The 14,207-nt window shown below is 60.4% G+C and carries 12 protein-coding genes; 8 read left to right on the top strand and 4 right to left on the bottom strand.

Going from position 1 to position 14,207, the window contains the following annotated elements; translation table 11 throughout:
- Positions 1 to 11 precede the first annotated feature (11 nt).
- The 5 genes from O2N64_RS00800 (at position 12) to O2N64_RS00780 (ending at position 4,947) form a co-directional block, all read left to right on the top strand.
- Entirely contained in the window at positions 12 to 1,442 is a 1,431-nt protein-coding gene (locus tag O2N64_RS00800) for a circularly permuted type 2 ATP-grasp protein (RefSeq protein ID WP_271078406.1), read from the top strand.
- 16 nt (positions 1,443 to 1,458) lie between these two features.
- Positions 1,459 to 2,403: an alpha-E domain-containing protein gene (locus O2N64_RS00795; protein ID WP_271078405.1), complete on the top strand. Its 945-nt coding sequence runs from the start codon at positions 1,459 to 1,461 to the stop codon at positions 2,401 to 2,403.
- A gap of 20 nt (positions 2,404 to 2,423) precedes the next feature.
- Complete coding sequence (locus O2N64_RS00790; RefSeq protein WP_271078404.1) at positions 2,424 to 3,248, top strand: transglutaminase family protein; 825 nt, start codon at positions 2,424 to 2,426, stop codon at positions 3,246 to 3,248.
- A gap of 34 nt (positions 3,249 to 3,282) precedes the next feature.
- Positions 3,283 to 4,029 carry a proteasome-type protease gene (locus tag O2N64_RS00785; protein ID WP_271078403.1) on the top strand — a complete coding sequence of 249 codons (747 nt, stop codon included), beginning with the start codon at positions 3,283 to 3,285 and terminating at the stop codon, positions 4,027 to 4,029.
- Between the two features lie 201 nt (positions 4,030 to 4,230).
- The gene (locus tag O2N64_RS00780) at positions 4,231 to 4,947 is read left to right on the top strand and encodes a response regulator transcription factor (protein WP_271078402.1); all 717 of its coding nucleotides are present in this window, start codon (positions 4,231 to 4,233) and stop codon (positions 4,945 to 4,947) included.
- 18 nt (positions 4,948 to 4,965) lie between these two features.
- On the opposite strand, the gene O2N64_RS00775 is transcribed toward O2N64_RS00780, so the two are convergent.
- Entirely contained in the window at positions 4,966 to 5,712 is a 747-nt protein-coding gene (locus O2N64_RS00775) for an extensin family protein (RefSeq protein WP_271078401.1), read from the bottom strand.
- Between the two features lie 187 nt (positions 5,713 to 5,899).
- Here O2N64_RS00775 and O2N64_RS00770 point away from each other — a divergent pair, with 187 nt between their 5' ends.
- The 3 genes from O2N64_RS00770 to O2N64_RS00760 all read left to right on the top strand — a co-directional run bounded on the left by O2N64_RS00770 (position 5,900) and on the right by O2N64_RS00760 (position 9,888).
- Positions 5,900 to 7,060, top strand: coding sequence for a phosphoserine transaminase (locus O2N64_RS00770; protein ID WP_271078400.1), 1,161 nt, complete (start codon positions 5,900 to 5,902; stop codon positions 7,058 to 7,060).
- Positions 7,061 to 7,154: 94 nt separating this feature from the next.
- Positions 7,155 to 8,750 carry a phosphoglycerate dehydrogenase gene (gene serA, locus O2N64_RS00765; RefSeq protein WP_271078399.1) on the top strand — a complete coding sequence of 532 codons (1,596 nt, stop codon included), beginning with the start codon at positions 7,155 to 7,157 and terminating at the stop codon, positions 8,748 to 8,750.
- Positions 8,751 to 8,775: 25 nt separating this feature from the next.
- Complete coding sequence (locus O2N64_RS00760) at positions 8,776 to 9,888, top strand: ATP phosphoribosyltransferase regulatory subunit (protein WP_271078398.1); 1,113 nt, start codon at positions 8,776 to 8,778, stop codon at positions 9,886 to 9,888.
- A gap of 9 nt (positions 9,889 to 9,897) precedes the next feature.
- Here the strand turns inward: O2N64_RS00760 and O2N64_RS00755 are convergent, their stop codons facing one another.
- The 3 genes from O2N64_RS00755 to O2N64_RS00745 form a co-directional block, all read right to left on the bottom strand.
- On the bottom strand, positions 9,898 to 10,713 hold the full coding sequence (locus tag O2N64_RS00755; protein ID WP_271078397.1) for an aldo/keto reductase: 816 nt from the start codon (positions 10,711 to 10,713) through the stop codon (positions 9,898 to 9,900).
- Between the two features lie 69 nt (positions 10,714 to 10,782).
- The gene (locus O2N64_RS00750; protein WP_271078396.1) at positions 10,783 to 12,207 is read right to left on the bottom strand and encodes a DUF1501 domain-containing protein; all 1,425 of its coding nucleotides are present in this window, start codon (positions 12,205 to 12,207) and stop codon (positions 10,783 to 10,785) included.
- Positions 12,208 to 12,220: 13 nt separating this feature from the next.
- Positions 12,221 to 14,083, bottom strand: a complete 1,863-nt coding sequence (locus O2N64_RS00745) for a DUF1800 domain-containing protein (RefSeq protein ID WP_271078395.1) — start codon at positions 14,081 to 14,083, stop codon at positions 12,221 to 12,223.
- Between the last annotated feature and the right edge of the window lie 124 nt (positions 14,084 to 14,207).

Raw genomic sequence — 14,207 nt, 5'->3', positions numbered from 1 at the left:
CACGGGGATCAATGACAGCTTCCAAGCAGCCCAATTTCGATGAGATGCACGCGCCCGATGGTTCGGTGCGCGAGCCCTATGCCGATTATCAGAAGTGGCTCGACGCTCAGGAAGACGGCCTCATGCGCCGGAAAGCCTTCGAAGCTGAAGGGTTCTTCCGCAAGACCGGCATCACTTTCAATGTCTATGGGGAAGATGACGCCGAGGAGCGGCTGATCCCCTTCGACATGGTGCCACGGATCATCTCGGGCGGCGAATGGCGCAGGCTCAGCCGCGGGATCGAGCAGCGTGTGAGGGCGCTCAACGCTTTCATGCACGATCTCTATCACCGGCAGGAAATCATTCGTTCGGGGCGACTGCCCGAGCGCCTTTTCCGCAACAATGCCGCGTGGCTGCCGCAAATGGTGGGCTTCACGCCGCCGGGCGGAGTTTACACGCATATCACCGGCATCGATTTGGTCCGCACCGGACCGGATGAATTCATGGTGCTGGAAGACAACGCCCGCACGCCCAGCGGCGTGTCCTACATGCTGGAAAATCGCGAAACGATGATGGCGATGTTCCCGGAACTGTTCAGCCAGGTGAAGGTCTGCCCCGTCTCGGATTACCCGCGCCGCCTCGCCAAGAGCCTCGCCGCCTGCGCGCCCGAAGGTGCCGGAGACAAACCCACCATCGCGGTGTTGACCCCGGGTATCTACAACTCCGCCTATTACGAACACGCCTTCCTGGCAGACCAGATGGGCGCAGAGCTTGTCGAAGGCAGCGATCTGCGTGTTGTCGATGGCAAGGTCCAGATGCGTACGACCATGGGCTTCAAGCCGGTCGATGTGCTCTATCGCCGGGTGGATGATGATTTCCTCGATCCGCTGACATTCAATCCCGATTCAATGCTGGGCGTGCCCGGCATCATGGATGTCTACCGCGCGGGCGGGATCACGATCGCCAATGCGCCCGGGACTGGAGTGGCGGACGACAAGGCGATCTATTCCTTCATGCCCGAAATCGTCGAATTCTACACCGGCGAGAAAGCGCTGCTTCCCAATGTCGAGACGTGGCGCTGCGCCGATCCGGACAGCCTCAAATATGTGCTTTCCAATCTGGAAGAGCTGGTGGTGAAGGAAGTCCACGGCTCAGGCGGTTATGGCATGCTGATCGGCCCGACCTCCTCCAAGAAGGAAATTCAGCAATTCCGCGCCAAGCTGGAAGCCGACCCCGAGAACTACATCGCCCAGCCGACGCTTTCGCTGAGCACCTGTCCGATTTTCACCAAGAAAGGTCTCGCCCCGCGACATGTCGATCTGCGGCCCTTCGTCCTGTGCTCGCCTGACGGTGTCGACATCACACCCGGTGGGCTCACGCGTGTGGCGCTCAAGAAAGGATCGCTGGTGGTGAACTCCAGCCAGGGCGGCGGCACCAAGGATAGCTGGGTGCTGGAAGACTGATGGCGGGAGAGACATCATGCTAGGTCGCACAGCCAGTGCCATTTTCTGGATGTATCGCTATCTCGAACGGGCGGAGAACACCGCGCGCCTGCTCGAAGCAGGGCACCGGATGACCATGACCCGCAGCGAGGATATGGCCGTTCAGGAGTGGCGCTCCGTCCTCACCACGCTAGGCCTGCAGCAGGCCTATGAAGCGAAATACACCGATTTCAGCGGCGCGCAGGTCTGCGACTTCGTCCTGCGGTCGAAAGACAATTCCGAAAATGTTCTGTCGATGATCGAACGGGCTCGCACCAACGCGCGCGCAGCCCGCTCTTCCATCACTGGCGAGGTTTGGGAAGCGATCAATGAAGGCTGGATGACTCTTTGCGATCTGCTGAAGAAGCCTGTTCGCTCCGCCACTCTCAATCAGGCGCTGGGGGCGGTTCGCCGGGTCAGCACGATGGTCCGCGGCACGACGCATGGCTCCATGCTGCGAAACGAGGCTTACAGCTTTTCGCGCCTTGGCACATTCATTGAACGCGCGGACAAGACCGCGCGTATCCTCGATGTGAAATATTATCTGCTGCTGCCATCGCTCAGCTATGTCGGCACGCCGCTCGATACAGGGCAATGGGACACTGTGCTGCGCTCGCTTTCGGCGGAGCGCGCCTATCGCTGGCTGAATGCAGGGCGGATGGATGCGCGGTCAATCGCGGATTTCCTTATCCTTGACGATCGTTTCCCCCGCAGCCTTGTGTTCTGCTATTCCGAACTGCGCGACACGATGGCCGATCTCGCCAAATTTCATGGCGGTGAAGGCGAAGCCCATGAGAACATGCGGCAATTCGACATGCGCCTGCGTGACAAAAGCGTAGAAGACATTTTCGATCAGGGCCTGCACGAATTCCTGCTCGACTTCATTGCCAGCAACCAGTCGCTAGCCAGTGCCATTGGCAGCGATTACCGGTTCAATTCCTAAGCGAGGATCGACGAGACACCATGCGCCTATCCGTTCGCCACACCACGAAGTATCGTTTCAGGGAGCCGGTTGCTCACGGCATCCAGCGCTTGCGCCTCACCCCCAAGGAAACGCAGGGTCAGCGCATCCTCGAATGGTCGATGGAGTATGAAGGCGCGCATGAGCAGCTGAGTTACGACGATCAGAACTTCAATCATGTCACGCTGGTAGGCGTCGAAGAGGGTACGACTGAAGTTGTCGTCACCTGCAAGGGGCTTGTCGATACGGAAGACAATGCCGGCGTCATCGGGCAGCACGCGGGACATCTCCCGCTATGGGCGTTTCTCGGCCAGACCAAGCTCACCAAGCCGGGGCCGAAAATCAAAGCGCTGATCGCCAAGGTCGAACGCAGTGAAGAGGGTATGGTCGATACTCTACATGACCTGTCCCGCGTTATCCGCGAAAATGTCGAGTATGGAACCGGCACCACGCGCGTCACCACGACTGCGGAAGAAGCCGCTGAAGACGGTTGGGGCGTGTGCCAGGATCATGCGCATATCTTCATCGCTGCCGCGCGCAGTCTCGATATCCCCGCCCGCTACGTCAGCGGCTACCTGATGATGAACGACCGGATCGAACAGGAAGCCAGCCACGCATGGGCAGAGGCACATGTCGATGGCCTTGGCTGGGTTGGCTTCGATATTTCCAACGGCATCAGCCCCGATCCGCGTTATGTGCGCGTGGCGACTGGCCGGGATTATCAGGATGCGGCGCCCATCACCGGAATCAGCTTTGGCGCCGTCACAGAAGACCTGTCGGTCGATCTTGCGGTAGAGCAGCAATTCGAAGAACAGCAGCAGCAATGATTCGCGGCCTTTGGCGCCGCAGCCGGAGATTTTAATGACCTATTGCGTTGGCATGGTGCTTGAAAAAGGCCTTGTCCTGATGAGCGACACCCGCACCAATTCGGGTGTCGATAATATTTCCGTTTTCAAGAAGATGTTCACCTGGTCGGTGCCGGGAGAGCGGATTATCTCGATCATGACCGCGGGAAATCTCGCCACAACCCAGTCTGTCGTCAGCCAGCTGGAAGAGCGCACCAAGGCACCTGAGGACCGCCAGCATGGCCTGCTGGAGCTTCCCACAATGTTCCAGGTCGCAGTGGAAACCGGCAAATTGCTGCGTGAGACAATCGAGCAGACGCAGGACGCCAACGGCACACGCGGGAAGGGACGGTTCACGGCATCGATCATCTTGGCAGGCCAGATCGCCGGGATGGAGCCGCGCTTGTTCATGATCTATCCCGAAGGCAATTTCATCGAGGCAAGCTTCGACACGCCCTTCTTCCAGATCGGAGAGACCAAATATGGCCGGCCGATCATTCTGCGCGGCTATGACCGGACCATGAATTTCGAGGATGCGGCAAAGCTGCTGATGGTCAGCTTCGATTCCACGCTCAAGGCCAATCTGTCGGTCGGTATGCCGCTGGATTTGATGGTGATTGAACGCGATGCTTTCGCGGCCACGCATGAGCGGCGGATCGAGCATGACGATCCTTATTTCGATGCGATCTCCACGCGCTGGGGCGACGCGCTGCGTTCGGCATTCCACTCGCTGCCCGATTACAGCTTTGAAACGTCTGAGTAATTCTACGTAGCCATTTGTCCCGAGTTGTAGATTTGCGACAAATCGGGGGCCCTGCATAAGCAAAATCCCGGTATTTTATCCGCCATGGAGGTAATTTTTTGGCGGAAACGCGCGGGTTTGCGCAATCATGAACAGCAAATAGGTGCAAATCCGTATTTATACGGAATGTAAAATCCAATTTTTCGGTTCAGATTCAGTTGCATGGAACAGCGTCTTACCATGCATATCGTCGGCGGTAACAGCCGCTCCCGCGCCTCGCAGTCGCGCCTTGTCCTATCGATGGGCCACCATGCGGAAGTCTATTCCGATCTGGTGGAACTGCTCGACAGGCCGCCGCACGATGGGGTGATCATCGCCTCGGATGATGTGGTGGAAGACGGGATCGAGAAACTGCTCGAAAAACTCGCCGATCACGGCATCTGGATCCCGCTCGTCGCAGCGCGCGAGGAGCCCGGGGTGGATGAAGTGGTGGAGGCCATTCAGGCTGGCGCGCTGGATTTCCTGACGCTCCCGCTCACCGAGGAAGAGCTGCGCCGCATGCTCGCCCATGTGCACAATGATGCAGGGCGTCATGCCGAGGCACGCCGCCGCCTGATCGATGCGCGCCGCCGGATTGCAGCGCTATCCAATCGCGAACGCGAAGTCCTCGACTGGCTCAGCGAAGGCTGCTCGAACAAGGCTATTGCGCGCGAGCTGGAAATCAGTCCGCGCACGGTCGAAATTCACCGCGCAAACATGATGGACAAGCTCGGCGCCAACCATGCCGCAGAAGCTGTGCGTCTGCGGCTCGAGGCGAGTCTGGAAGCCGCTAAAAAAAACGATCAGATTGGGATGACGATGGCGAACCGACCGTCGCCAGCGCAGGATGACATGATGATCGGCGAAATTCTCATCACACCGACAGCCTCGCAGGCCTGACGCTTAGCCAGCCCGGTATCAGCGGCAGTAGGAATTGCCGTCGATCACGCCTTCGACATGGAAATGATCGCGGTGCGCCGCATTGTAGTCTGGACCGAGCACGGTGTTGAATCGGCGGCAGGCGGAGCGCTGGACCACGCGGAGGAACTCGCGCTCTTCGGCAGTACCATTCCAATCGTCCTGGACGCTGATCCGGCGACCGTCGGCCAGCACGAAACCGGCAATATCGATAGCATTGGCTGACGCATGCGCCGAACGGCGGCCCGTTCCCGCGACATTGCGACACGAATAGCTGCCCATTGTCTGGATACTCGCCAGCCGCGTACCGAAAATCTGCTGTGCGGCCCGGTCGACACCGAAGCGTGCCCAGGCGGCAAAGGCGGTGGAGACGGGGCAGGTCACCGGCCCCAGATTGCTGACATCCAGCCTGCCGGAATCGCCTTGAAGCGCGTGCATCTGCACCGTGTTCAGATTGCTGCATCCTTCGTCCAGATAGCGATTGGGCAGGGCATCGAAGCTGACCCCCACACTGCCGAGATTGGACAGGCATTGCGCCTCTGCCGGACGCATGGCGACGGCGGTTGCCGCGGCGAGGCGCGGTGCTGCGGAACCAGCTGGTGCGCGCTCCGGAGTGCTGCGCGCGTTCCATTCCGCATTGCTGCTGCTGCGATAATCGCGCTGCTGCGGCTGGTAATTCGATTGCGGCACGATCGAGCACCCTGCGAGAACAAGGCTAACGGCGGATATGAGGTATGCGCGTTTCATGACGGGTTACATGGACATACAATGGTTAAGCCCGCCGTGGCAGGTAAGGTTAACGCAGCGGAAACGATTTCGCGCACGGATAGTCGTTACATAAGTAACCTTTGACTCTTGAGAGCGTATCTCTAGTGCCGCCGACGGGCCACGCGGTCCCAACGCCGCGCGTGCTCTCTGTAAGGAGAGAATACAAATGACGAATATGCCGACGCTCCGGCCGGAGCGCCCTTTCTTTTCATCCGGTCCCACGGCGAAGCCGCCCGGATGGTCTGCCGACAAGCTCGATACGAAAAGCCTCGGCCGTTCCCACCGCTCGAAATATGCCAAGGGTCGCCTGAAATATGCGATCGATCTCAGCCGTGAATTGCTGGGCGTGCCCGACGATTACCTCGTCGGCATCATGCCCGGCTCTGACACCGGCGCGCTGGAATGCGCGATGTGGACAATGCTGGGCGCAGGTCCTGCCACCGTCGCGGCATGGGAAAGCTTCGGCAACGTCTGGATCCAGGATGCGGTCAAGCAGCTGAAGCTCAAGGATCTGACGACGCTCTCCGCCGATTATGGCGAGATCCCCGATTTGGCGAGCATTCCGCAGGATCACGACGTCGTCTTCACATGGAACGGCACCACGTCGGGCGCGAAAATCCCCAGCACGGACTGGCTTGAGCCGGGCCGCAAGGGGATCACGATCAACGATGCGACCAGCGCCGTCTTCGCGATGGAGATGGATTGGCCGAAGCTCGATGCGACGACATACAGCTGGCAGAAGATCATGGGCTCCGAAGCCCAGCACGGCATGCTCATCCTCAGCCCCAAGGCTGTCGAGCGGATCGAAAGTTACGATCCGGAATGGCCGCTGCCCAAGCTCTTTCGCCTGAAGAAGGGCGATAAGATCAATACCGCGATCTTCGAAGGCGCGACCATCAATACGCCCTCCATGCTGGCAGTCGAAGACTACATCTGGGCGCTCGAATGGGCGAAATCGATCGGTGGCCTTTCCGCAATGATCGAGCGCGCCAATACCAATTCCGGAATTGTGAAGGACTGGATCGAAGCCACGCCGTGGCTGCGCAATATGGCGAGCGATCCGGCACTGCAGACCAACACCGGCGTGTGCATGGTTTTCCAGGGCGAATGGTATGAAAGCCTGTCCGATGAGGACAAGGCTGCCGTGCCGAAGAAAATCGCCTCCAAGCTGGAAGAGATGGACATCGGCTACGATTTCAACGGTTACCGCGATGCCCCTCCGGGCCTGCGTATCTGGTGCGGTGGTTCGGTAGAAGCCGAAGACATCCGCCGCCTGCTGCCGTGGATCGAATGGGCTTACGAAGAGCTCAAGGCCGGCAATCTCTAGATGCCGTCATCCCAGCGAAAGCTGGGATCTCCCCATTTGAATGTCAGTTAATTGACACAACGATCCCAGCTTCCGCTGGGATGACGAGGTAAACATGACCAAACCCAAAGTCCTCATCTCCGACAAGATGGACCCCAACGCCGCCCGCATTTTTGAAGAGCGCGGCTGCGATGTCGATGTCATCACCGGCGAAACGCCCGAAGAATTGAAAGCGCGTATTGGTGAGTACGATGGCCTTGCCATCCGCTCTTCCACCAAGGTGACGGCGGACATCCTTGAAGCGGCGACCAATCTCAAGGTGATCGGTCGTGCAGGCATCGGTGTCGACAATGTCGATATCCCGAAAGCCAGCAGCCACGGCGTGGTGGTGATGAATACGCCTTTCGGCAATTCGATCACGACCGCAGAGCACGCCATCGCCATGATGCTGACGCTCGCTCGCCAGATCCCCGAAGCCAACCGCCGCACGCAGGCAGGTGAATGGCCAAAGAAGGATTTCATGGGCGTTGAAGTCACCGGCAAGACGCTGGGCCTGATCGGCTCGGGCAATATCGGCAGCATCGTCGCCAGCCGCGCGCAGGGTCTGCGGATGAAAGTGATCGCTTATGATCCTTTCCTGACTCCCGAACGCGCGATGGAACTGGGCGTGGAAAAGGTCGATCTCGGACAGCTGATGGAGCGCGCCGATTTCATCACGCTGCATACGCCGCTGACGGACGAAACGCGCAATATCCTGAGCCGCGAGCGGCTCGAAGCGGCAACGCCCGGCGTGCGCATCGTCAATTGCGCGCGTGGCGGGTTGATCGACGAGGCCGCGCTCAAAGACCTGCTTGAAAGCGGCCATATCGCAGGAGCAGCGCTCGATGTGTTTGCCGAGGAACCCGCTACCGACAATCCGCTGTTTGGCACGAAGAACTTCATCTGCACGCCGCACCTTGGTGCCTCCACCACCGAGGCGCAGGTCAATGTCGCCTTGCAGGTGGCAGAGCAGATGGCCGACTATCTGGTGAGCGGCGGCGTGACGAACGCTCTCAACGTGCCCTCGCTGAGCGCAGAGGAAGCACCGCGCCTCAAGCCTTACATCTCGCTGGCAGAAAAGCTCGGTTCGCTGGTCGGCCAGCTTGAAGGGCCGGACGTGAACGCGATCACCATCGAAGTGTCGGGCGCAGCGTCGGAGCTCAATCTGAAGCCGATCACTGCGGCAGTGCTCGCAGGAATGATGCGCAGCTGGTCCGACAGCATCAACATGGTCAATGCGCCGATCCTCGCCAAGGAGCGCGGTCTGGATGTGCGCGAAGTGCGCCATGCCAAGGAAGGCGATTACCATACGCTGGTCCGCATCATTGCCACCACCCCCGAGCGCCGCCGCGAAGTTGCGGGCAGCCTGTTCGGCGACTCGCAGATGCGCCTGGTGGAGATCGCCGGAACACGGATTGAGACCGATCTGGAAGGCCATATGATCTATATCGTCAACGAAGACCGTCCCGGCTTCATCGGCCGCCTCGGCTCCGTACTCGGTGAAGCGGGCGTCAATATCGGCAACTTCCACCTTGGCCGCCGCCTGCCGGACAAGCACAAGGGCGGCGATGCTGTGCTGATGCTGACGCTGGATCAGGCACCGAGCAAGGATGTGCAGGATGCCGTCTGCGCGCTCGAAGGCGTGAAGAAGGTCAGGGCGCTTTCGTTCTGACACTCTTCCGCTTAAGAGGCGCGGCATGACCGATCCGACGCAAGATTTGCTGCCCGAAGGGCTCGAAGACCGACTGCCGCAAAGCGCGGCTGCTGCATCGCGCATCCAGCGTGCGATGCTCGATGCGATGGGCGCACATGGCTATGACCAGGTGCGCCCGCCGCTGATCGAATTCGAGCAGAGCATGGCGGCGCGGATGGACGGCGTCCGCACGCGCAACCTCTTCCGCTTCGTCGATCCGAAGAGCCTGCGCAGCCTTGCGCTGCGCTCCGACATGACCGTGCAAGTCGGGCGCATCGCCGCGACCGGTCTGGCCGACGCGCCGCGTCCGCTGCGCCTATGCTATGCCGGACAGGTTGCTCGCATCGCAGGCGATATGCTCGATCCGCGCCGCGAGAATCTCCAGATCGGTGCGGAGCTGATCGGGACAGACAGCGTCGCCGCCGCGGGCGAGATTGTTGCGCTGGCCATCGAAGCACTGGAAGCGGCTGGCGCAAAGGGCATTTCCGTCGATTTTACCCTGCCGGATCTCGTCGACACGCTCGCCGATGGACCATTGCCGCTGGATGAGGAAACGCGCGCTGCGGTTCGCCGGGAGCTCGACACCAAGGATGCCGGCGGACTGGTCGATGCGGGCGGCGAGGCTTACCTTCCGCTCATCCATGCCGCAGGGCCATTCGAAGAGGCGGCAGACAAGCTTTCCGCGATCGATACGTCGGGTGTTCTGGAAACGCGCATCACCGCGCTGCGCCAGATCGCTGAGGGTATCAAAGGGCGCGCACGCATCACGCTCGATCCTTCCGAGCGTCATGGCTTTGAATATCAGAGCTGGCTCGGCTTCACGCTCTATGCGGACGGCGTCCGCGGTGCGCTGGGTCGCGGCGGCACCTATTGCATCGGCGGCTCGGACGAGGCGGCCACGGGCTTCTCGCTATATCCCGAAGAGCTGATCGAAGCGGTCAAAGCGGACGAACAGCTGGGCGACAAACTCTTCCTGCCGCTAGGGCACGACCGCGATGCAGCGGCGAAGCTCCGCGCCGAAGGTTGGCGCACCGTCGCGGCATTATCGGAAGATGATGATGGAAAAGCGCTCGGCTGCACCCACGTGTTGGCGGATGGCGAGCCGAGCGCTCTTTAGCCTGTTCTCTTAGCAGAATTCTGCCGGGTCAGGCCCGATGCGTCCGTCGTCGCTGTCGAGCGCGTCGATGGCAGCGATCTGGTCATCGCTCAGCGAGAGGTTAAGGGCGGTGAAATTGTCCTTGATATGGTCTTCGCTGCTCGCCTTCGGGATGGGCAGAAGGCCATGATGCAGATGCCATGCGAGCACGACAGCGGCGGGTGACGCTTCCGTTTCCTCGGCGATGCGGCTGATGGTCTCGTTTTCGAGGCCGTCACCCTGCCCAAGCGGGGACCAGCACTGCGTCACAATACCCATCTCCTCATGCACGCGGCGCATTTCGTGCTGCTGGAATGCGGGGTGGAGTTCGATCTGGTTTAGCGCGGGAACGACACCGGTCGCATCGACGATGGCCTTCAGATCCTGCTCGCGGAAATTCGATACACCGATCGACTTGGCGAGGCCTTCATCGCGTAGTTCCACAAAGGCTTTCCACGTGTCGACGAACTTGCCCTTGTCGGGGCAGGGCCAGTGGATCAGCAGCATGTCGACATGCTCGCGGCCAAGGCGTTCAAGGCTGTCGCGCGCGGCCTGTTTGGCGCTTTCGTAACCCTGATCATCATTCCAGACTTTTGTCTGGAGGAAGATGTCCGACCAGTCGCCAATGCCTTTGCCGACGCCTTCCTCGTTTTCATAGACGGCAGCCGTGTCGATCAGCCAGTAACCGGTTTCGATTGCGGTCTTCACCGGCTGAGTCGCATCATCGCCTTTCATCTTGAAGGTTCCGAAGCCGAGCTGTGGAATCTGGCGATCGTCATTGAGCGTAAGTGTAGGGTAGTCAGTCATAAAATCTCCTTTGCCCGATCAACGGACAAGGGCGATCTTCTTTCCAACTTTCTTGCCTTTTCGGCGGAGTCAGGTGGCCGCCTGCATGAAGCCCAGATCGGGATTGTTGAATCGGCCAATATTGGGAGAAATGCTCGGCATCTCGTTGGGCGATACGCCGAACCATTTGGCGAGCGTGGCGGAATATTCGTCCACCGACGTTGTCGGCAGCAGGCGTCCGCGGCCCACATCGTCCGGCCCATCCACCGCGATCTTGGGTGCAGTGCCGTAGAAGCGGCCTCCGTTTACGCCGCCGCCCATGATAAAGTGATGGCTGCCCCAGCCGTGGTCCGATCCGTCGCCATTACTCGCCAGCGTGCGACCGAAATCGGATGCGGTAAATGTCGTCACCTGATCGGCCACGCCCATTTCCTGCGTTGCGCGGTAAAAGGCATCCATCGCGAAATCGACCTGGCCCAGCAGTGCCTCATGCGATCCGATCAGCCCGTCATGGTGGTCGAACCCGCCGATGCTGACGAAGAACACCTGCCGCGTCACCTGCAGTGAACCGCGCGCAGCAATCAGCCGCGCAACTGTGCGCAGCTGGCTGGCGAGCCGATTGCCCGTACCGAAATCGGTAGAGAGATTGGTGTTAGCGAGCGCGGAATTGACGAAGTCGGCATACTGGATCGAGCGCGCCAGCGTCTGCGCGTGATCGGCTTGCAGCATGTGACCATGGTGCGTGGTCAGCAGCGAATTCATCGCCCCGCTCACATCACTTGATCCGTAAACGCGGCGCGTCAGGCCGCGGATCGTCGTCGCCGTGTCACCGGAGAGCTGGTAGGGTTGCGCCTGGTTGCCGGCGAGGAAAACCGCATTGCCGCTCGCATTGATCGCTGTGAACATGGAGTTGGTATTGCTCGACTGGGCGAGGTCACCCATGCGGCCGCCCCAGCCGGTTACCGATCCTTCGGGCTGCGAACTCTGCCAGGTCGATTGCTGGTCATTGTGCGAGAAGAGCTTGGCCGGGCGCGGGAAACTGGAATTGTTGCCGCTTTCGTATTGCTCCTTGGTCAGCGGAACCACCAGCGGACCGACATTGAGCAGCGGGGCCATCGCGCCTTCACGATAGCGCGCGGCAAGTCGCGGCATAGTGGGCGCAATTGCCAGCGTCATATCGTCGGTCAGCGTCTGGCCCTGCGGCGCTGGCAAGACGGTGTTCGCGAGGCTCGATTGCGGCAGCGCGATCCCGCCGTCAGCCGCTCTTCCGCGAATGTCGAGATAGCGCGCGTAATTGGTATCATCAAAAGGGATCAGCGTGTTGGCGTAATCATTCCCGCCATAGAGAAAGACGCAAACCAGCGCCTTGTACCCACCAGCTGAGCTGAAAGCTGCCGCCTCGCTCATCCCGGCGAGGCCCATGGCATAGGTTGATGCTGCGCCCACCGCGGCGAGCTGGCTGGACCGCTGCAGGAAAGCGCGGCGCGTAATTTCAAGGTTCTTGCCGATGAACATGCGCGAGGCCCTCCTATCGCTGGACCGTGTAGTCGTTGGAAATCATGACGAGGAAGACGGCCGCATGCACACGCGCGCGCTTCGCATCATCGCTATCGCCTTGCGCCACCGGATTGGCGTTCAGCGTGGTTGCGATCGTGTTGCGCGTCGCCTCGCTTAGCTGCCCTGCGGTAAGCAGCAGATCGAGCTGGTCGAGCAGCGCAGCGGTATCATGCGCGATCGGCAGTTGGTCCGCGTAGGTCGCCTTCACATCGCTGGCCATCCAGAGGCGCCCGTCGATAAAGCGCTCCATGAAATTCACATAGCCGGCAACGCTCGTCTCGTTCGTGATCTGCATTTCCGGCGCGACCAGTCCGGCGGAGGACGTTTCCGAATTCTGCGGCACGTAGCCGGGGCGAAAGAAGTTGAAGACCGAAGGCGGTCGCAGCGGCGACTGGCCGAGCGCGGACGAGGAATCGCCCAAATCGCGCAATTCCCAATTGCCGCTGGCCGATTGCGCACCGAAAGTGCGGCCCCACTGTACGAAACGCAGCATGGGCTCGCGCACTTTCCCGAATTGCGCGCTGCTCAAATTGCCGCTGTCGAGCGCTTCGTCATCGAGCAAGATTGCCTTGAAAACGGCGCGCAGATCGCCGCGCACGCCCGAGCCGTTGTTATTGAACGCCTCTGCTACGCGCTGGACGTAACCCGGGCTGGGATTGCTGGTGACCAGCCGCTGGATCATCTGCTTACCGAAGAACGGGCCGACATTCGGGTGGTTGAACAGCGTATCGAGCGTGATCCGCAGCGTTTCGCTGGCATTGGTGCCCGCCGGGATCGTGACGCCGAGAAAGCTTTTTTCTTCGGCAGAGTGATAATCGCGCCCCGCAAGCCAGGTCTGGCGCCAGCGATTGGTATCTGCCGTCATCGGCTGGCGCGCATATGCCGCGTCCTCGACCTGACGAGTCCCGCCGATCTGCTGGGTGAAGCCGATGCCGTTGAAATCGAAATCATAACCGGTGAAGGCCTTGGCGATGCCGGTCACATCGTCATTGTCGTAAGTCTCGATCGGCTGCCCATTGCCATCGAGCCGCAGCGATCCGTCGATATTGAGTTCATACAGGCCGATGGTGAACAGCTGCATGATCTCGCGGCCAAAATTCTCATCAGGCACGCGGCCGGTGCGCGGATCGGCCTTCCGATTGCCACGCGTATTGAGATAGACGCCCATCGCGGGATTGAGCGTGATGTCTTCCAGCAGGTCGCGGAAATTGCCGAAGGCGTGCTGGTTCAGAATGTCCCAATAGGCCGCGATTGCGCTGCCGCGCCACGACATGGAAATCGTGTTGAGTGAAACGACGAAGAATTCGGACATCGCCAGCGCCGCGCGCTTGCGCACCGCATTGCCGCTGGACAGCAGCTGGCTCCAGATCATGTGATCGCCAGGCCTGCTCTGGTTGTACCATTCATTGGTATCGACGGTTTCATAACCGCGCGCCTGCAGGAATTGCGCGCCCGTCTGGCTGTTGGGCGCATCCATGCGATCGTCAAGCCAGGGCTCATAGCCACGATCGCGCAGGGAAGAGATGTCGCCGGTAGAAGCGCGCAAGGATGCACGCAAAAGAAAGCGCGCGGCTTCCTGATCGGTCTGCGGTTTGACTACCGTGGGTGTGGGCGTGCCTCCGCCGGAGCTTCCTCCGCCGCCACCGCCAGCAACAGGGCCACCGCCGCCGCTGCTCGAACCGCCTCCGCCGCATGCCGCAGTCGCGCTCGCAAGTGCCGCGAGACTCGCAGCGCGTCCAAGCGTCCGAGTCGTTGATGGCGTGTCGCGCTCGGCAGGCGCGGTATCCTGATCTTCGTCGCGCAGCGCGATGTTATCGGAGTTGTCGTCCAGCATTGGGCCCCTCGATCCCTACAATCCAGCAGGCCAAGCCTGCCGCAACATTGCTAATGCGCAGCTTCCAGTCACAGTTAATCACCCTTTAGCTGTGGCTGAAATCCGCTTTCCCGTCTCTTCAACA

Origin of the sequence: Aurantiacibacter sp. MUD61, assembly GCF_027912455.1 — a bacterium.
In the GTDB taxonomy this organism is placed as follows: domain Bacteria; phylum Pseudomonadota; class Alphaproteobacteria; order Sphingomonadales; family Sphingomonadaceae; genus Alteraurantiacibacter.
This window is presented reverse-complemented; position numbering and strand designations above follow the sequence as displayed.

Bases quoted from the DNA above. Each gene is read 5' to 3' on its own strand.
- O2N64_RS00745 (WP_271078395.1), bottom strand. From the start codon at position 14,083: ATGCTGGACGACAACTCCGATAACATCGCGCTGCGCGACGAAGATCAG.
- O2N64_RS00785 (WP_271078403.1), top strand. From the start codon at position 3,283: ATGACCTATTGCGTTGGCATGGTGCTTGAAAAAGGCCTTGTCCTGATG.
- O2N64_RS00775 (WP_271078401.1), bottom strand. From the start codon at position 5,712: ATGAAACGCGCATACCTCATATCCGCCGTTAGCCTTGTTCTCGCAGGG.
- O2N64_RS00795 (WP_271078405.1), top strand. From the start codon at position 1,459: ATGCTAGGTCGCACAGCCAGTGCCATTTTCTGGATGTATCGCTATCTC.
- O2N64_RS00760 (WP_271078398.1), top strand. From the start codon at position 8,776: ATGACCGATCCGACGCAAGATTTGCTGCCCGAAGGGCTCGAAGACCGA.
- serA (WP_271078399.1), top strand. From the start codon at position 7,155: ATGACCAAACCCAAAGTCCTCATCTCCGACAAGATGGACCCCAACGCC.
- O2N64_RS00780 (WP_271078402.1), top strand. From the start codon at position 4,231: ATGGAACAGCGTCTTACCATGCATATCGTCGGCGGTAACAGCCGCTCC.
- O2N64_RS00790 (WP_271078404.1), top strand. From the start codon at position 2,424: ATGCGCCTATCCGTTCGCCACACCACGAAGTATCGTTTCAGGGAGCCG.
- O2N64_RS00800 (WP_271078406.1), top strand. From the start codon at position 12: ATGACAGCTTCCAAGCAGCCCAATTTCGATGAGATGCACGCGCCCGAT.
- O2N64_RS00755 (WP_271078397.1), bottom strand. From the start codon at position 10,713: ATGACTGACTACCCTACACTTACGCTCAATGACGATCGCCAGATTCCA.
- O2N64_RS00750 (WP_271078396.1), bottom strand. From the start codon at position 12,207: ATGTTCATCGGCAAGAACCTTGAAATTACGCGCCGCGCTTTCCTGCAG.
- O2N64_RS00770 (WP_271078400.1), top strand. From the start codon at position 5,900: ATGACGAATATGCCGACGCTCCGGCCGGAGCGCCCTTTCTTTTCATCC.